Consider the following 17,232-nt stretch of genomic DNA (forward strand, 5'->3'; position numbering starts at 1 on the left):
TGCCGCCCCCTTTTCCGCCCACACCCTAGCTGCGGCGCGGAAGATGGCCAAGGCGATGTTATTTCAGCATGGTCCGCAACAGGGCGCGCAATTGCGCGGGCTTGACCGGCTTGTTGAGCAGCGGCGTGCCCTGCGCATCCAGACGCGCCTTCAATTCCTTGCCGCGATCGGCCGAAATCATGACGGCCGACACCGTCGCGTCGAAATGTGTGCGCAGTTGCGCCAGTGTCGCCTCGCCGGTTTCGCCATCGTTCAGATGATAGTCGATCAGGATGATGTCGGGCATCGCGTCCGGCGCGAACAGACCGGTCGCCTCGGCAAAGCCGCCCGCCGTCAGCACGGTGCAGCCCCATCCGCCCAGCAGGGTGCGCATGCCGGTCTGGATCGCGCGCTCATTGTCGATCACCAGCACATTGAGGCCGCGCATGCTCCGGTCGCGGCCGGGCATGTCCGGGCCGCTGCCCGCTTCGGCGACCGGCTCCCCCAAAGGTAGTGCGATCGAGAAGGTCGATCCCTTGCCCGGCGCCGATTCCAGCGTGACCCGGTGGCCCAGCATGTCGCTCGCGCGCTTGACGATCGCGAGGCCCAGCCCCTTGCCGCTGGTCCGCGTGTCGAGCCGCCGAAACTCCTCGAAGACGAGCGCCTGCTTGTCGGGCGCGATGCCGGGGCCGCTGTCGATCACGCTGACCTTGATGCCATCCGCCCCGGCCCGGCATTCGACCGACACGGCCCCATGCTGGGTGTAGCGTAGCGCGTTGGACAGGAAATTTTGCAGGATGCGGCGGACCAGCCGGATATCGGACCGGACCCAGAGCGGTTCGCTGGCGATATGCAGCGCCAGCCCGCCCGCGCGGGCCACCGGCGCAAATTCCACCCGCAGCGTGCCGAGCAGCGTGTCGAGCCGGAAGTCGCCAATCTCCGGCTGGATCGCCCCGGCGTCGAGACGGCTGATCTCCAGCAGCGCTTCCAGCAGATCCTCGACCGAATCGAGCGCGGTGGAGGTCTGGTTCACCAGCGCGCGGGTCGGCAGTGCCAGACGGCGATCCCCCAGCGCCGCGACAAACAGACGCGCGGCATTCAATGGTTGCAGCAGGTCATGGCTGGCGGCGGCCAGAAAGCTGGTCTTGGACAGATTGGCCTTTTCCGCCGCCGTCTTGGCGTCGCGCAACTGCCCTTCAATCTCGCGCCGTTCCGCCACTTCGGCGCGCAGTTCGGCGGTGCGGTCTGCCACCCGCCGCTCCAGATTTTCAGCCGTTTCCTGCAAGGATTCCTGCGCGCGCAGCATGTCGGTGACGTCGGTAAAGCCGATCACCTGCCCGCCCCGTTCCAGCGCGGTGCTGCGGAGTTCATAGCTACGGTTGTCGGCATGGACCAGCGCATGGACGGAATCGCTGCGCTGCCCATGGCCACGCCAGTCGAGGCACCCCTGATCCGCCATCCCCAGCCGATCGCGGCACAGCGTCACCAGCGCGGCATGGGTGCCGCTTTCCTGCGCCCAGTCGTCGGGCAGGCCAAGCAGATGCTGCAAAGCCTCGTTCCAGGCGGCGACCCGGCCATGGGCATCGAACAGGCAGACGCCTTCGGACAGATTGTCGAGCGTCGCCTGAAGCACCAGGTTACGCTCGCCCAGTTCCAGCGCGCGGTCGCGGGCATCCTCCGCCTTCACCTCGGTAATGTCGGTATAGATGCCGACGATGCCCCCTTCGCTGGTGCGCAATTCATTGATCTGAATCCAGCGCCCGTCGGCCAGCGCCTGCACATGCCCGCCATCGGCCACGCTGTGGCGGGCGAGCCGGTCGGACACCCAGCGATCGGGCGCCACCACGGATGCCAGCGGCTGGTGATAGGCGGCGGCCAGCCGGGCGACCTCCTCGAACGACAGGCCTTCGCGGACCTGATCGGCGATTTCGGGCCAGAAGCCCAGATAGGCGTCGTTGAACAGGACCAGCCGGTCGTCGGCATCGAACAGGACGAAGCCTTCGTTGATCGAGGCGATCGCGTCGCGCAGGCGAACCTGCGCCGCCTCCGCCTTGTCATGCGCGTCGGCCAGATCGGCATTGGCCTTGGCGAGGCGGCCCAGCGCATCTTCCAGTTCGATCGTCCGGTCGCGCACCATCGCTTCCAGCGTGATCGCGGTTTCGAACATCGAGAAAGCGTTGCCGGCCATGTCGCTCGACCGTTCGACCCGGTCGATCAGCGCGGCGTTGATCTTGCGCAGCTTGCGCACCTCCTCGCGCAGGCTGTCCAGCTCGTAATCGCTTTCAACCGGGGAGAGCGCGATCTCCGTCATCGCCCGATCGCCAGCCCGCTGAAGGTCTGGTTGACGTGCAGGGCATGATATTGCTCGCCATAGGTGTTGAAGCCGATGACCCGGTGGCGGCCGTATAGTTCGGACACGGCACGGCCGATCTGGCGCTGTTCAGCGTCGATGCGGTTCAGGACACAATCAAAGGCGATGATCCGGTCGACCTGGCCCACATGGCTGGCGATATCGGTGAACATCGCCTCCATGCCCGCGATCCGGTCGATCGGTTCACCCACGGTCAGCACGATGCCTTCGTCGATGGCGCAATAGAAGGTCAGGCTGCCATCCGCATTGGCGCTCTGGATCGACCGCACATGATAGTCGCCGCCCGCGCGCACCATCGGCGGATGAGCGGCGTAGAAGGCCAGCCCCAGCGCCTCGCCGGCATGACCCGCCAGCCGCAGATATTCCTGCGCCGCCGGTTCGGCATTGATCTCCGTCACGATCCGGTCCTGCGGAATGGCACCGGTCACGACCATCTTGGCCGCGCCGGGGCGATAATGCTGCGCCTTGAACACATGGATCGGGCGCGCGGTGGAGAGGATCGCGATGACGGCCGCGCGGCGGTGAAAGCGCCCGCCCTGAAAGATCGCGGTTTCGCGGAAGGCCAGGCCATCGCCCGACGATCCGCCGATCAGCGGAATATCGCCCAGCGCATCCTGCATCGTCATGGTCAGCAATTCTTCCCGGTGCGACAGGCCATCCACCAGAAACAGCGCGACATGATTGACCTGCGCGCCCAGATGCCGGCTATCCCGATCGGCGACCGCCGCCAGCGCGCGAATATCCTCCCGCGCGGCGACCGGATCGAAAGCGTCGATATCGTCGAAAATATGGGAGACGAGGTGGAAGCCATCCGCCGGAAAGCCGATGACGCTCAGGCTGTCTTCGTCATAGCCCGCCTCGGTCAGTTCCCCCGAGCTGGTGCAGCCGATGGCGACGACATTTTCGCTATGGCGATTGACCGCGCGGGCCAGCGCATCACGGTCGAACCGGTGCGAGCAGAAGAGCAGCATGCCGGCGAGCGAGGCATCCCCCAATTGCCGCGCGACATCGGCCATCGCCACCGCCGGATCTGGCGAGTGGCTCGACGCAAAGCCGATCTCCGACGCTAGCATGGTCATGTCCCTCTCCCCGCGGCTACCCTGATTTTTGAGGGTTATGCACCGCCTTGCGTTCGCTTGTCATCCTTGGAATGGTGCATCTATCCCGTTACGCTATCCCCGCGTACCGGCTCGCCCGCCGCCTCCAGCAGAGCATTTTCGTCATCGGTGAAGATGCGCGAACGCACGATGAAGCGCACGCCCTGCGGGCTTTCCAGCGACATGCCCGCGCCGCGCCCCGGCACGACGTCGATCGTCACCTGGGTATGGCGCCAATATTCGAACTGCGCCGCGCCGATCCATACCGGAATGTCCCCCGCGACATGGCCCAGCAGCACATCCTGCGCGCCGACCCTGAACTCGCCGCGCGGGAAGCACATCGGCGCGGAACCGTCGCAGCAGCCGCCCGACTGGTGGAACATCAGGGCCCCATGGCTTTGCGCCAGCCGGTGCATCAGTGCTTGCGCGGCGGGCGTCGCCAATATCCGTGGTGGAAGTTCAGCCATGTGCATCCTCTTCCCTTTCCCCAAAAAACGATGCGGCGGGCATCGGGGAAAATGATGCCCGCCGCCGTCGAAGGCAGTTGGAGAGGAAAGCGCCTTCGACTGTTCGCAGCCCCTTGAGAGACCGTTTAAAAATGGATGCGGGTCGGTCTGACGGTGCTTTTGCGCGCTGGCGGCGTCGCGATCTCACCACGATGTCCCGGCATCGTGGTTTCGATCGCTCCTTGCCAGCGCACAAAATCCCTCGCCAGCCCTCAACCGCACCATCTTCAAACGGTCTCTTAGAAGAATCCGAGCGCTTTGGGGCTGTAGCTGACCAGCAGATTCTTGGTCTGCTGATAATGGTCGAGCATCATCTTGTGGTTTTCACGGCCGATGCCCGACTGCTTGTAGCCACCGAACGCCGCATGGGCGGGATAGGCGTGATAGCAGTTGGTCCATACGCGCCCGGCCTGAATGCCACGGCCCATGCGATAGGCGCGGGTTCCGTCGCGCGTCCATACGCCGGCGCCGAGGCCATAGAGCGTGTCGTTGGCGATGGCGAGCGCTTCGGCTTCGTCCTTGAAGGTGGTGACGGCCAGTACGGGGCCGAAGATTTCCTCCTGGAAGATGCGCATCTTGTTGTGGCCCTTCAGCACGGTCGGGGTTACATAATAGCCGTCGGCCAGTTCGCCATCGAGGCTGGCGCGTTCGCCACCGGTCAGCAGTTCCGCCCCTTCATTCAGGCCGATCTCGATATAGGAGAGGATCTTTTCGAGCTGGTCGTTCGACGCCTGCGCGCCGATCATGGTCGACGGGTCGAGCGGGCTGCCCTGCTTGATCGCCTTCACCCGGGCGATGGCGCGTTCGATGAATTTTTCGTAGATGGATTCCTGGATCAGCGCGCGGCTGGGGCAGGTGCAGACTTCGCCTTGGTTGAGCGCGAACATCGCAAAGCCTTCAAGGCATTTGTCGAAATAGTCATCGTCCGCATCCATCACGTCTTCAAAGAAGATGTTCGGCGACTTGCCGCCCAGTTCCAGCGTGACGGGGATCAGGTTCTCCGAGGCATATTGCATGATGAGGCGGCCGGTGGTGGTTTCACCGGTGAAGGCGATCTTGCTGATCCGCTTGTTGCTGGCGAGCGGCTTGCCCGCTTCGACGCCAAAGCCGTTGACGACGTTCAGCACGCCGGGCGGCAGCAGGTCGCCGATCACTTCGAGCAGGACGAGGATCGACATCGGCGTCTGTTCGGCGGGCTTCAATACGATGCAGTTGCCCGCGGCCAGCGCCGGGGCGAGTTTCCACACCGCCATCAGGATCGGGAAATTCCACGGGATGATCTGGCCGACCACGCCCAGCGGCTCGTGGAAATGATAGGCGATCGTGTCATGATCGATCTCGCTGATCGATCCTTCCTGCGCGCGGACGCAGCCCGCAAAGTAACGGAAATGGTCGATGGCGAGGGGGACGTCGGCGTGGGTCGTCTCGCGGATCGGCTTGCCATTGTCGATCGTCTCGGCCATCGCGATGAGGTCCAGATTGGCCTCCATCCGGTCGGCGATCTTCAGCAGGATGTTCGACCGCTCGGTGGACGAGGTCTTGCCCCAGCTATCCTTCGCCTTGTGCGCGGCATCCAGCGCCAGTTCGATATCGGCGGCGGTGCCGCGCGCGATCCGGCCGACCACCTGACCGGTAACGGGCGAGATATTGTCGAAATAGTCGCCCTGCACCGGCGCGACCCATTCGCCCCCGATATAATTGTCATATTGGTCGCGGATCAGCGTCTGCCCCGCGAAACGCTCCATCACCTGCTGCAACATGCTTCTACTCCCGAATGATATGCGTCTGAATGAAAGGGGCTGCGCTCACTTCACCTTGGCGAGGGCCGCGGTCATGCGCTTGGCGGCGAAGGGCGGCAGCTTCACCGCCTTGGCGGCGGCGATGTCGGCCGGCGTCACCTTGCCCACCTGCACCAGTGCGACCATGCCCATCGAATAATGGGGCATGCACTTGATGCCATAGAGGCCGGGCTTGCCGACGGTCAGCACCGCTTCCTTGTTCATCGCGCCCTTCATCGGCGTGGCGCCAGCGGGCAGCATGTTGGCCATGGTTTCGGCATTATGGCTGGCGTCCGACGGCTGGAAACGGATCGTGTCGCCCGGTGCGGCCTTCACATAGCTGGGCTCGAACACCATGGCGCCATCGGCACCCTGATTCTTCATGTGGACGATGATGTCCTTGGCGCAAGCGGGCAGCGAAACAGCCAGGGCGGCAGCGGTCAGCAGAACGGCCGGGATACGCAGGTCAGTCAAATCACTCTCCATGGAATCAAACGGCCTTCTCGGCCGGATTAAGGGGAGAGTGCGGCCACAGGGGCTACGCGCACAATTGACCTTTGGTCCTATGGGGCGACACCGCCATCAGGCTGCGCGCGGGAAAGCGGCCGTTTCAGGTCGGTCCAGCCGTCCACACCTTCGGCCAGCCACCAGACATTGCGATAGCCCGCCGCGCGCAGCCGACTGGCTGCATTCCAGCCCATCCAGCAATCCGCCTTGCAGAAGAGAATCAGCATGCGGTCGCGCCGTCCCTGGGTCAGCCGGGCGATCCCCTGGACGAACCAGTCGCCTATACCGGGTGCCAGTTCGCCCCGGCCCGCTTCGGGGAACCAGTGGGCGCCGGGGATCGACTCATGCGGGGTGGCGAGCCGCCAGCGACCGTCCGCTTCCCTATGGCCGCCCTCGGCTGGCAGCACGTCGATGAAGATCGCGTCACGCCCCGGTCGCAACTGGGCCGCTGCCTGTGGCGCGATCCGCCCGACGCCCGGCGGCGGCTGATGCACCGGCGCGCGATAATGGGCGATGCGATAGCCCTGCGCATCGAACAGCGCATCCTGCGCCAGCGCGGGCGGGACGATCAGCAGGGCGGCAATCAAGACGGGAATCTGGGCGGCACGCATGTCTCTCTCCCGATACGACCAAGGGCCAATGGTAGGCGACAAAAAAGGAGAATAGACCCCGGCTCAAGGGAGAAGGACAATGCAAAGGCAGGCAAGCCTTTGGGTCGCGATCGCCCTGGCATGGGTCGCGACCGGTGCCAGGGCGACAGCGCCCGCAGATCCATTGGGATCGCCCATGTGGACCGCGCATGCGCGCACGCTGTTTGGCGACGATCCTGTTCGCTTCGATCCCCGGCTGAAGGTGGACTTTCCCATGATCGCGGAGAATCAGCGATCCTTCCCGGTGGCGATCGATGCCCGCGCGATTCCCGGCGTGACCCGCATCGTGCTGCTGGTCGATTTGAACCCCATACCGATCGCGATCGATTATCGCCCGACCCATGCTGCCGCCTATGTCGCGACCCGGATCAAGCTGGACCAGCGGACGCCGGTGCGCGGCGCGGTGCAACTGGCGAGCGGTGCGTGGCTGGTATCGGGCGGCTGGGTGGATGCGGCAGGCGGCGGCTGTTCCGCGCCGCCGGTCAGCCGGGTCAAAGGCGACTGGGCCGATCATCTGGGCGAGATACGGGGTGAAGCCTGGCCGATGGCGGACGGACTCAGCCGACTGCGCCTGAATTTCCGGCATCCGATGGACACCGGCTTCGTCGATAATATCGCCACCTATCATCTGGAGGCACTGGCGGTGAAGGATGCAGAGGGCCGAACGCTGGGCGAGATGGAAATCTGGGCGGCGGTCGCCGAAGACCCGGCCATCACGCTGATGGTCGATGGCAAGCCGGGCGACGCGCTGACGATCATGGCGCGCGACACCAATGGCCGCGACTATAAGGCGGCACTCTCCGTCGCGCGCCAGTCACCCATGCCGGGTGGCCGATGATCCTGTCGCGACGAACCCTGATCGGCGGAATGGCGGCGCTGGCCGCTGCGCCCGCGCGCGCGGCCGACTATACCATCGTGCCAGACGCGATCGGCGATGGCCTATGGCTGGTGCACGGGGCCGACGAGCCGATCGAGGCGGGCAATGGCGGGGCCATCGCCAATATCGCGATCATCGCCACGCCGGCGGGCACCGTACTGTGGGATTGCGGCCCGTCCGTCCGCTATGCCCGCGCGCTGCGGCAGGCGGCGGAGCAACTGACCGGCAAGCCGGTGGTGCGGGTCTATGTCAGCCATCTCCATCCCGATCATGGCATGGGGCTGGCGGCGTTCGATCCGGCCATCGTCGCCGCGCTGCCCGGTACGATCGAGGCGCTGCGGGCGGAGGGGCAAGGCTATGCCGATGGCATGTACCGGCTGCTGGGCGACTGGATGCGCGGCACCGACCTGATGCTGCCGGGGCGGGCAATCACGCAGGCGGAGGAGGATTTTGGCGGGCGCAGGCTGCAATTGCTGGCCCTGTCCGGCCATAGCAGCGCGGACCTGGCCCTGCTGGATACGCAAAGCGGGCTGCTGCTGGGTGGCGATCTGGTCTTTCACGATCGGGCGCCGAGCACGCCGACCGCTGATCTGGCGAAATGGCGCGCCAGTCTGGATCAGTTGAAGGCGCTGCCGCACAAGGGCGTGGTGCCCGGCCATGGGCCGTTCGATCCGGGCGGCACGGCGGCGATCGCCCAGACGCGGGACTGGATCGACTGGCTGGAAGCGACGCTGACGCAGGCGGTGCGCGATGGCCTCGACATGGTGGAGGCGGGCGAGGTCGCCATTCCGGACCGTTTTGCGACCATGGCCGCCGCCCGCTATGAATTGCAGCGCAGCGTTTCCCACCTTTATCCGGGGCTTGAAGCCGCGCTGCTGCCGCGGGTGGACGTGCCGGACTGACGGAAGCCGCGCGCAACTGCGACAGCGAGTGAGACAGTTGTTTAATTTTGCGCAAGAACAAGGTATTGATAAGAAAGGATTTTATGGAGGGCATGCGTTCGATCTGAACGCATGCCCTCCTATTTTCCTTTATGATCAATAACTTGCATCGAATTTAGAAACGCGCCTTCACGCCTACTTGCCAGCGGCGCGGCGCGCCCGGCCCATAGGCGCGGGGGTTGGAGGCGCCGGGCGCTTCTTCCAGTTCGATCTCGTCCACTTCGCTGAAAGTGCCGAAGGTCGCATAGCGGCGATTGAAGGCGTTGCTGAGCGTGCCGAACAGGCTGACGCCCTTGATGAGATCGACGCTGGCGCGCAGGTTGACGACCGCATAGCCGCCCAGCTTCGCTTCATCATTGCCTTCGTCACCGACCAGATATTGGCCCGACCGGCCGATGACGTCGCCGCCCACGGACCAGCCTTTTCCGGCATAGTCGAGGCTAAGGGTGGCGCTGTGCCGGGGGATGCCGGGCAGATGGTCGCCGCGTTCGACAGCGATCAGCCCATCCTCATCCGCCGAGGGATTGGCGGGGCTGGAGAGGATCAGCGGCGCGCGATAGGTCGCATCGGTGAAGGCATAGCTGAGGCCCGCACTGAAGCCGCCCCGTCTGGCGCGGAGCGTTGCTTCCACACCCTGCCGCCGGGTCATCCCGATATTGCGGAAATAGGCGCGACCGCGAATCTCCGACGCGACATATTGAATGTCGTTGCGATTGTCGGTGCGGTAGGCGGACAGCAGCCAGTCGATGGCGAAGCCGCCGGCCTGTGAATGGCCCTTCGCCCCTGCTTCCCAGCTTTTGGCCACGACCTGTTTCAAGGGCGGATCGGCGACGAAGAAATTGGTGAGGCTGCACGGCGCATTCTCGTCCGCGCAGGACAGTTCGGCGGGGGTCGGCACGCGGTTGCTTTCCGCATAGCCCGCCCGCAGGCTGATGCCGTCCGACAGCGCATAATCGAATTCGATACCGGGGTTCAGCCGCTCGAACCGGTGACGCCCGTTGAGCGCGGTGCCGATCTGATCCTGCATGACGATCCGGGCATAATTGTAGCGCAGCGCGATTTCGGCCGACAGGCGAGAGGTGATGGGCAGGCGATCCTGCGCGAAGGCGCCCCAATAATCGGTGTGGGCGATCAGGCCGACGGGCGCGATCGCGCCATCTTCCTGCACGATGATCGATCCCAGGCCCTTGACGCTGCGGTCGTCGGTCAGGGCGCCGAGTTCGGTCGAGGTGCCGAAGCGGGTTCGGCTGGCGTCATAGCTGAAGCCCAGCGCGAAGACATTCTCCCCCGCGCCCAGCATGCGCTTGTCGATCAGCTGCACCAGCGCGCCCATCGCCCGCGTGGCGGTGCGGCCGCGATTAAGGACGCCATAGCCCTCCCCGCCCAGCGTGTCGGCGATCGGATTGCCATTGGCGTCGGTCAGGACAGCCTGTTCCTCGTCATCGTCATCGCCGCCCACGGTTTCGAGGCAGACATAGCCTTCATCATCGTCATCCTCGCAGCCCTCGATATCGGCGGCGTCGCCATTGACGGTGCGCAGGGTCAGCTTCTGGGCATAGAGCGTGCCTTCCAGCCGGGTGGTGTCCGACAGGGCGACCCAGGGATGCAGGCTGACCCGGCCATAGCGGCTGCGGCTATTGTCCGGCCAGGTGAAGACCGCGCGCCGATCCGCCGCCAGCAATTCGACCGGCGACACGCCATTGCCGGTAAGGTCGGTGTTCGCACCCACCACCTTCAGGTGCAGGCCGCCCGTCGCGGTGTCGAAGCCGATATCGGCATAGCCATTATAGAGGGTGGAGGGCGAATGATCGCGCCAGCCATCATCGCGCGTATATTGAAAGGCCCCGAAAGCGCTCCAGTCGCCCCATGATGTGCCGCCCGCAATGCTGGCCTCCGTCATGCCGAAGCGACCGTGGGAGAGGCTGGCCTCCAGCCCCGGATCGCTGGCCCCGGTCTTGGTTTCCAGCGTCAGCGCGCCGCCCAGCGCGTTGAGGCCATAGACGGCGCTCTTGTCGAGCAGGTTGACGCTGCGAATTGCCGCTTCCGGCAGCAGGTCGAACTGGACTGTGTCGCCAAAGGGCTGGTTGAAGCGCGCACCGTCCAGATAGACGGCGATGCCCTGCGCCTGCCCCTGAAGCGGGGACGCCACAAAGCCGCGATAGACGAGATTGGGTTGCCAGGGATTATTCTGCGCATCCTGAAGCGTGACACCGGCAAAATTGCGGGTCAGCGCGCCAAGGAAATCCGGGCTGCCGGTGCGGCTGATGTCGGCGGCGGTCAGGGTCAGCGCATCGTCAATGTCGACCGCGCCGCCGGGTGCAGTGACGATGATCGGCTGGCGCGCCGTCTCCGCCTCGTCCGGGGGCTGCGCCCGGACCGTTCCGCCAACCAGCGCGATCGCGCTCCCCGCCAGCAGCGCCGCCAAAATCTTCACAAAGCCTCTCCCCATATTCTTTGCCGGGAAGGCTAGGGACAGGGGACGCGGCGCTCCATTATACCTTGGGTCGGAATTTACTTAAGCCGCCTGCGCTTTCAGCAGCTTGTCGATGGTCAGCGGATAGTCGCGCAGCCGAATGCCGGTGGCGTTGTAGATGGCATTGGCCACCGCCGCGCCGGCACCGCATATGCCCAGTTCGCCTACGCCCTTGGCCTTCATCGGCGAGCTTTTGTCGTCCAGTTCTTCGATGAACAGTACGTCCTGTGGCGGAATGTCGGCATGCACCGGCACCAGATATTCCGCCATGTCGTGATTGACGAAGAAACCGAAACGGGTGTCGACGTCCAGCGCCTCCATCAGCGCCGCGCCCGCGCCCATGGTCATCGCGCCGATCACCTGACTGCGCGCGGATTTGGGGTTCAGGATGCGCCCGGCGGCAAAGGCCCCGCCCATGCGCCGGATGCGGATTTCGGCCGTGTCGATATCGACGCCGACCTCGCAGAAATGCGCGCCGAAGGTCGCCTGCGCATAGCGTTTGTCGAGATCGCCAAAATCGATGCTGTCCTCGGCCCACAGCCCTTCCCGCCCGGCCAGCGCCGCCAGCGTCTGCGACTGGTTGCCATGCTTGACGAGCCCATCCTCGAACAGCGCCTGATCGGCGGGATAGCCGGCCTTTTCCGACAGCATCGCGCGCAGCGCCATGGCGGCGGCATAGACGCCGGCGGTCGAGCTGTTGGCGCCCCACTGGCCGCCCGACCCGGACGATGCCGGGAAGCGGCTGTCGCCCAGACGCACCGTCACCTGATCGAGCGTGACGCCCAGCATCTCCGCCGCCGTCTGGCCGATGATGGTATAGCTGCCGGTGCCGATGTCGGTCATGTCGGTTTCGACGATCACCCGGCCCGTGCTATCCACGCCGATCCGAGCACCCGATTTCATCCCCACATTGTTGCGGAACGCCGCCGCCACGCCCATGCCGACCAGCCAGCGCCCATCGCGCACCTGCCCCGGCTTCGCGTTGCGCTTGGCCCAGCCGAAACGGTCCGCACCGGCGCGCAGACATTCCACCAGCTTGCGGCTGGAAAAGGGGCGCTGCGGGCCGGCTTCGGGATCATATTGCACGTCGTTGCGGATGCGCAGTTCGACCGGATCGACGCCGCAGGCCTCCGCCAGTTCGTCCATCGCAACTTCCAACGCCAGCAGGCCGACCGCCTCGCCCGGCGCGCGCATGGCGTTCCCCTCCGGCAGGTTCAGCGTCACCAGCCGGTGCGCCGTCATCCGGTTCGGCCCGCGATAGAGGAGGCGGGTCTGCATCGCCGCCGTTTCCGGCCCGCCGCCCGGCAGGTCGCCCGACCAGACTTCATGGCCAATCGCATCGATCAGGCCCTGTTTGTCCGCGCCGATGCGGATGCGCTGGATGGTGGCGGGGCGATGGGTGGTGTTGTTGGGAATCTGATGCCGGGCGATCGCGACCTTGACCGGACGCCCGACCCGCTTAGCCCCCAGCGCGGCGAGAACCGCGTCGGCGCGCACGAACAGTTTTGATCCGAAGCCGCCGCCGATATAGGGTGACACCAGCCGGACATTCGCCCTGGGGATGCCCAGCGTCTTCGCCACCTCGCCCACGCCCCAGTCGATCATCTGGTTCGATGTCCACAGCGTCAGCCGGTCGCCGTTCCAGGCGGCGGTGGTGGCGTGCGGCTCCATCATCGCATGGCTATGGTCGGGCGTGGTGTAGCGCTGGTCGACTGTCACGGCCGCCGCTGCAAAGCCACTGTCGAAATCCCCGACCTTCGAATCGGCCGGCGATCCGAAACTGTCAGGCGGCATCACACCCCGAATGCTTTCGGCCGCCAGATCGAACTTGCCGACATCCGCCACATAATCGATCCGCACCAGCTTGGCCGCATCGCGCGCATTTTCGAAGGTGTCGGCGATGACCAAAGCCACCGCCTGCTCATAATGGTCGATCTGCGGTCCGCCCAGCAGCGGCGCGGTGTTCATGCTGCCCTTGCCCAGCTTGCCGGCATTGGCGTGGGTGACGATGCCCAGCACGCCGGGCGCACCTTCCGCCGCACGCAGGTCCATCGCTGCGATCCGTCCCTTGGCGATCGCCGACCCGACGATCCAGCCATAGGCGGCATTGGGCGCGGCATCGTGGCGCTCATAGGCATAGGGGGCGGTGCCCGTCACCTTGGCGGCGCCGTCGATCCGGTCATGCGGGATGCCGATCACCCGGCCCCGGTCGATCGGGTTGATGCCTGCTGGCTGGTCGAACTTCATGCCCGTGCCTCCTGCTGCCGATAGAGCGACGCGAGCGTCCGTTCCACCAGCAGCTTTTTGAAGTCATTATGATGGGTCGTGCGGGCGCCAGCGAGGGCAGCCTCCGCCACGGCTTTTGGCCCCCGCCTTGCCGCCGCATCCGCCGCCGCCACGCGCCAGGGCTTGGCCCCAATGCCGCCAAAGGCGAAGCGCGCCGTGCCGTCCTTGCCGAATATCGCCGCCACCGATACCAGCGCAAAGGCATAGGAGGTGCGGTCGCGAACCTTGCGATAGACATGGGTGCCGCCGATCGGCTTTGGCAGGGTGACGGCTGTGATCATTTCGCCCGGTTTCAGCAGCGTTTCCCGCTGCGGCGTGTCGCCGGGCAGCAGGTGGAAGTCGGCGATCGGGATGGACCGTGTCGCGCCATTCGCATCGATCGTGTCGACTGCGCTGTCCAGCAGGCGCATCGCTACCGCCATGTCGCTGGGATGCTGGGCGATGCAGGCGTCGCTGACGCCCAATATGGCGAGGCTACGGCTCATCCCCTGCATCGCGCCGCAGCCGCTGCCGGGCTGACGCTTGTTGCAGGGCATGCGCGTGTCGTAGAAATAGGGGCAGCGCGTCCGTTGCAGCAGATTGCCGCCGGTCGTCGCCTTGTTGCGGAGCTGCCCGGACGCCCCGGCCACCAGTGCGCGACTGAGCACCGCATAGTCGCGCCGCACCCGCCTGTCGGCGGCAAGGTCCGTATTGCGGACCAGCGCGCCGATCCGCAACCCGCCCTCCGGCGTCTCCTCGATCCGGTCGAGGCCAAGATGGTTGACGTCGATCAGATGGGTCGGCGTTTCGATCTGCAATTTCATCAGGTCGAGCAGGTTGGTGCCGCCCGCGATGAAGCGCGCGCCCTGTACGGAAGCCGCCGCCTTCGCCGCCGCCTGTACGCTGGTGGCACGTTCATAAGTAAAGGGCTTCATGCCGTCTTCTCCCCTGCCACGTCGCGCATGGCGGCGATGATGTTGGGATAGGCGGCGCAGCGACAGATATTGCCGCTCATCCGCTCGCGCAGTTCCGCATCGCTGAGCGCTACGTCGTCCAGATCCTGCGTGACATGGCTGGGGATGCCGGCCGCGATCTCCTCCAGCACCGATACCGCCGAACAAATCTGCCCCGGCGTGCAGTAACCGCACTGATAGCCATCATGGACGATGAAGGCCTTCTGCATCGGATGCAGCGCCTCGGGCGTGCCCAGCCCCTCGATCGTCGTCACCGTCTCGCCATCATGCATCACCGCCAGCGTCAGGCAGCTGTTGATCCGACGTCCTTCCACAATGACGGTGCAGGCGCCGCACTGGCCATGGTCGCAGCCCTTCTTGGTGCCAGTCAGGTGCAGATGTTCACGCAGCGCGTCGAGCAGGCTGGTGCGGGGATCAAGCTGGAGATGGACCTCACGGCCGTTGACGGTCAGTTCCACCGGCATCATGGCTTTGACTCCGCTATTTGGGGAGGGCGCTGTGGCGGAGGCGGCGGACAGGGCCGGCGCGGCGGCGGCGATGACAGCGCTGCCCTGCAACAGGCCGCGGCGCGTCAGTGAATCGGACGACATGTCTGTTCTTCCCTGCGATTGAGCGGCCTGCTTATTTTTGGCCCGCTGGCTGCTGTTCATTACGAAGGGCGGCGCCAAATGATCCCGCCGCAACGGATAAGAATACAGATTAGCAGATGGACGGCGCGCGCCAAGCGGCGCTTTTTCACGACGGGAAGCTTGCGATTCGCCGAGCGGCGGGACAGCGCCCACCTGAAGCTCATTTTCCGTGCCCTGCTAAAGTGCCGAAAAGTCGGGATTTTGGCGATCCGGGAAGAGGATTTCATTTTTCTGCAATTCTGCCCCTTGCCGATTTGGGAAAGCCTTGCTAGTTGGCCGCCACCCGCCGAGAGAGGTACACTCTTCCGGCCGCCCGAGCGGGCGTAGCTCAGTGGTAGAGCACAACCTTGCCAAGGTTGGGGTCGAGGGTTCGAATCCCTTCGCCCGCTCCAGTTTTTGCCGATTGGCCACATTCGCCGAAGATGTGTCTTTCGGCCGCCCGAGCGGGCGTAGCTCAGTGGTAGAGCACAACCTTGCCAAGGTTGGGGTCGAGGGTTCGAATCCCTTCGCCCGCTCCAGTTTTCATCGACCTGCACGACAGACACCGGCCATCCGGCCTGTCTTGCCTGGTATCCCACCCCTGCGCATGAAAGGTCGACCGGCGATGCTGCTGCCTTCATGAGGCTAGGCGTGGCGGATCATTCTCCACCACGCCCGATTCGTCATCACTTCTGTCTGATGACCAGCGTCTTTCCGGCATAGCGGGCCGGGGCAATGTTACGCACCGTCTGTAGCTTGCGTCCCATGCGGCTCATCCAGGTCACCTCGACCGTCACGGCATCCATCGACTTCAGACCGAAATGTAGCGGCGTGGCATTTTCCGAATTATAGCCGTCACCGGTGGAAAGCTGGCGCGTGGCCAATATCTTGCCCGCCTTGTCATACAGGCGCACTTCCGCCCCCATGCGGGTGAAGCGCCCCTTCGCATCGAGCAACGTCACCGACAGGCTGCGCTTTGCCGCCGCCCGGTCCAGATCATTGTGGAACAGGAAGTGCCCGCCCTGACTGGTGTAACCGCGCATGACCGACAGGTCGAGCGCGCCATCGCGGTCATAATCGACCCATTGCACGCCATGATCGCCGACATTCAGCTTCGACGTTTCGGTCAGAACCTGCCGGAACCCCTTGCCACCTTCATTGTGGAACAAGCTGTCCCTGGGCTGCTGCTGGTCACGCGGACCATGATAGGAGGTGACATAGAGGTCGAGGAAGCCGTCATTGTCATAATCGCCCCATGCGGCGCCGACGGCGTGATTGTCTATCCCCACGCCCATTGCCCCGGCAACGTTGGTAAAGCTGCCGTCGCCATTATTATGGTAGAGCGTGTTCACGCCATAATTGGGCACGAACAGGTCGAGAAAGCCGTCATTGTCATAGTCGCCAACGGCGCAGCCGACCCCGCCTTCCTCCTTGGTCCGTCCCGGATTGTCCATGCCCAGCGCAGGCGCGACATCGGTAAAGCTGCCGTCGCCATTGTTGCGCCAGAGCGCATCCGTTGCGCCCGACTGGTTGGCCAGGAAGACATCGAGAAAGCCGTCGCGATTATAATCGAACCAGCAGGCCCCGACCGTGGGCCGCGAGTCCGACACGCCAGTCCCCGCCGAAACCTGGACGAACTTGCCCTTGTCGTTGCGATAGAGACTGTTCGGGCCGATCCGGTTCGTGGCATAGACGTCCAGATCGCCATCATTGTCATAATCGACCCAACTGGTCTGACGCGCTGACCGGTTGGGAATGGTCAGCCCGATTTCGGGCGCGACATTGGCGAATCTCTTGCCGCCGTCATTGTGGAAGACCAGACTGAGTTCCCCCGGCTGTGTCGCCCCGCCCAGCAGGTCGACCCAGCCATCGCCATCATAGTCGCCCCAGGCGACGCCGCGCATTTCCGGCCCCGATGTCGGCAGGCCCAGTTGCGGCCCGACATTGACGAACCGGCCATTGTCGTTGCGATAGAGACGGATGTCGCCGCCCTTGAGCGACACGGCGAGATCGAGATCGCCATCATTGTCGAAATCCGCCCAGCTATTGGACAGCGATCCGGCAATGGCGAAGTCGCCCGGCTGGACCGAGGTGAAGGCCGGCTCGACTGGCGATGGGGCATCCTGCGCCGTCGCCGGCTGACACAGCAGCATCAGCGGCAGGATATAACAAAGCGTCCGATTCAGCGATGGCATGGGCTTCTTCC

General features: G+C 64.8%; 13 protein-coding genes and 2 tRNA genes. 4 read left to right on the forward strand and 11 right to left on the reverse strand.

Annotated elements, in window-relative coordinates:
• Positions 1-58 precede the first annotated feature (58 nt).
• The 6 genes from BMY84_RS06925 to BMY84_RS06950 all read right to left on the reverse strand — a co-directional run bounded on the left by BMY84_RS06925 (position 59) and on the right by BMY84_RS06950 (position 6,849).
• Entirely contained in the window at positions 59-2,290 is a 2,232-nt protein-coding gene (locus BMY84_RS06925) for a hybrid sensor histidine kinase/response regulator (protein WP_093082280.1), read from the reverse strand.
• Positions 2,287-3,429, reverse strand: coding sequence for an FIST N-terminal domain-containing protein (locus tag BMY84_RS06930; protein WP_093082282.1), 1,143 nt, complete (start codon positions 3,427-3,429; stop codon positions 2,287-2,289). The genes BMY84_RS06925 and BMY84_RS06930 overlap by 4 nt, the downstream gene beginning before the upstream one ends.
• Before the next feature lie 80 nt (positions 3,430-3,509).
• Positions 3,510-3,914, reverse strand: a complete 405-nt coding sequence (locus tag BMY84_RS06935) for a DUF779 domain-containing protein (protein ID WP_093082285.1) — start codon at positions 3,912-3,914, stop codon at positions 3,510-3,512.
• A gap of 278 nt (positions 3,915-4,192) precedes the next feature.
• On the reverse strand, positions 4,193-5,713 hold the full coding sequence (gene adh, locus BMY84_RS06940; protein WP_093082288.1) for an aldehyde dehydrogenase: 1,521 nt from the start codon (positions 5,711-5,713) through the stop codon (positions 4,193-4,195).
• A gap of 45 nt (positions 5,714-5,758) precedes the next feature.
• Positions 5,759-6,217 (reverse strand): pseudoazurin, encoded by a 459-nt coding sequence (locus tag BMY84_RS06945; RefSeq protein ID WP_177203931.1) that lies wholly within the window; start codon positions 6,215-6,217, stop codon positions 5,759-5,761.
• A 77-nt stretch (positions 6,218-6,294) separates the two neighbouring features.
• The gene (locus BMY84_RS06950) at positions 6,295-6,849 is read right to left on the reverse strand and encodes a rhodanese-like domain-containing protein (protein ID WP_093082290.1); all 555 of its coding nucleotides are present in this window, start codon (positions 6,847-6,849) and stop codon (positions 6,295-6,297) included.
• 79 nt (positions 6,850-6,928) lie between these two features.
• Between BMY84_RS06950 and BMY84_RS06955 the strand changes: the two genes are divergently transcribed.
• Together BMY84_RS06955 and BMY84_RS06960 are read left to right on the forward strand one after the other, a co-directional pair.
• A complete protein-coding gene (locus BMY84_RS06955; protein ID WP_093082293.1) occupies positions 6,929-7,726 on the forward strand; it encodes a quinoprotein dehydrogenase-associated SoxYZ-like carrier in 798 nt (265 codons plus the stop codon).
• Positions 7,723-8,667: a quinoprotein relay system zinc metallohydrolase 1 gene (locus BMY84_RS06960; RefSeq protein WP_093082295.1), complete on the forward strand. Its 945-nt coding sequence runs from the start codon at positions 7,723-7,725 to the stop codon at positions 8,665-8,667. Before BMY84_RS06955 ends, BMY84_RS06960 begins: the two co-directional genes overlap by 4 nt.
• 154 nt (positions 8,668-8,821) lie before the next feature.
• Here BMY84_RS06960 and BMY84_RS06965 read toward each other — a convergent pair whose 3' ends face one another.
• The 4 genes from BMY84_RS06965 to paoA all read right to left on the reverse strand — a co-directional run bounded on the left by BMY84_RS06965 (position 8,822) and on the right by paoA (position 15,008).
• Entirely contained in the window at positions 8,822-11,155 is a 2,334-nt protein-coding gene (locus tag BMY84_RS06965; RefSeq protein ID WP_093082298.1) for a TonB-dependent receptor, read from the reverse strand.
• 66 nt (positions 11,156-11,221) lie between these two features.
• Entirely contained in the window at positions 11,222-13,426 is a 2,205-nt protein-coding gene (gene paoC / locus BMY84_RS06970; protein WP_093082300.1) for an aldehyde oxidoreductase molybdenum-binding subunit PaoC, read from the reverse strand.
• A complete protein-coding gene (locus BMY84_RS06975) occupies positions 13,423-14,379 on the reverse strand; it encodes an FAD binding domain-containing protein (RefSeq protein ID WP_093082303.1) in 957 nt (318 codons plus the stop codon). Before BMY84_RS06975 ends, paoC begins: the two co-directional genes overlap by 4 nt.
• A complete protein-coding gene (gene paoA, locus BMY84_RS06980) occupies positions 14,376-15,008 on the reverse strand; it encodes an aldehyde dehydrogenase iron-sulfur subunit PaoA (RefSeq protein ID WP_093082305.1) in 633 nt (210 codons plus the stop codon). The genes BMY84_RS06975 and paoA overlap by 4 nt, the downstream gene beginning before the upstream one ends.
• Before the next feature lie 356 nt (positions 15,009-15,364).
• Between paoA and BMY84_RS06990 the strand changes: the two genes are divergently transcribed.
• Positions 15,365-15,439 (forward strand) — tRNA-Gly (locus BMY84_RS06990).
• 51 nt (positions 15,440-15,490) lie between these two features.
• Positions 15,491-15,565 (forward strand) — tRNA-Gly (locus BMY84_RS06995).
• A 147-nt stretch (positions 15,566-15,712) separates the two neighbouring features.
• Here the strand turns inward: BMY84_RS06995 and BMY84_RS07000 are convergent.
• The gene (locus BMY84_RS07000) at positions 15,713-17,221 is read right to left on the reverse strand and encodes a CRTAC1 family protein (protein WP_093082310.1); all 1,509 of its coding nucleotides are present in this window, start codon (positions 17,219-17,221) and stop codon (positions 15,713-15,715) included.
• Between the last annotated feature and the right edge of the window lie 11 nt (positions 17,222-17,232).

The sequence above is a fragment of the Sphingobium sp. AP50 genome, from assembly GCF_900109095.1.
In the GTDB taxonomy this organism is placed as follows: domain Bacteria; phylum Pseudomonadota; class Alphaproteobacteria; order Sphingomonadales; family Sphingomonadaceae; genus Sphingobium.

Excerpts from the sequence above, each read along its gene's own strand:
- BMY84_RS06975 (WP_093082303.1), bottom strand. The coding sequence starts at position 14,379 with ATGAAGCCCTTTACTTATGAACGTGCCACCAGCGTACAGGCGGCGGCG.
- paoA (WP_093082305.1), bottom strand. The coding sequence starts at position 15,008 with ATGTCGTCCGATTCACTGACGCGCCGCGGCCTGTTGCAGGGCAGCGCT.
- BMY84_RS07000 (WP_093082310.1), bottom strand. The coding sequence starts at position 17,221 with ATGCCATCGCTGAATCGGACGCTTTGTTATATCCTGCCGCTGATGCTG.
- BMY84_RS06955 (WP_093082293.1), top strand. The coding sequence starts at position 6,929 with ATGCAAAGGCAGGCAAGCCTTTGGGTCGCGATCGCCCTGGCATGGGTC.
- BMY84_RS06925 (WP_093082280.1), bottom strand. The coding sequence starts at position 2,290 with ATGACGGAGATCGCGCTCTCCCCGGTTGAAAGCGATTACGAGCTGGAC.
- paoC (WP_093082300.1), bottom strand. The coding sequence starts at position 13,426 with ATGAAGTTCGACCAGCCAGCAGGCATCAACCCGATCGACCGGGGCCGG.
- BMY84_RS06945 (WP_177203931.1), bottom strand. The coding sequence starts at position 6,217 with ATGGAGAGTGATTTGACTGACCTGCGTATCCCGGCCGTTCTGCTGACC.
- BMY84_RS06950 (WP_093082290.1), bottom strand. The coding sequence starts at position 6,849 with ATGCGTGCCGCCCAGATTCCCGTCTTGATTGCCGCCCTGCTGATCGTC.
- BMY84_RS06965 (WP_093082298.1), bottom strand. The coding sequence starts at position 11,155 with ATGGGGAGAGGCTTTGTGAAGATTTTGGCGGCGCTGCTGGCGGGGAGC.
- BMY84_RS06935 (WP_093082285.1), bottom strand. The coding sequence starts at position 3,914 with ATGGCTGAACTTCCACCACGGATATTGGCGACGCCCGCCGCGCAAGCA.
- BMY84_RS06930 (WP_093082282.1), bottom strand. The coding sequence starts at position 3,429 with ATGACCATGCTAGCGTCGGAGATCGGCTTTGCGTCGAGCCACTCGCCA.
- BMY84_RS06960 (WP_093082295.1), top strand. The coding sequence starts at position 7,723 with ATGATCCTGTCGCGACGAACCCTGATCGGCGGAATGGCGGCGCTGGCC.
- adh (WP_093082288.1), bottom strand. The coding sequence starts at position 5,713 with ATGTTGCAGCAGGTGATGGAGCGTTTCGCGGGGCAGACGCTGATCCGC.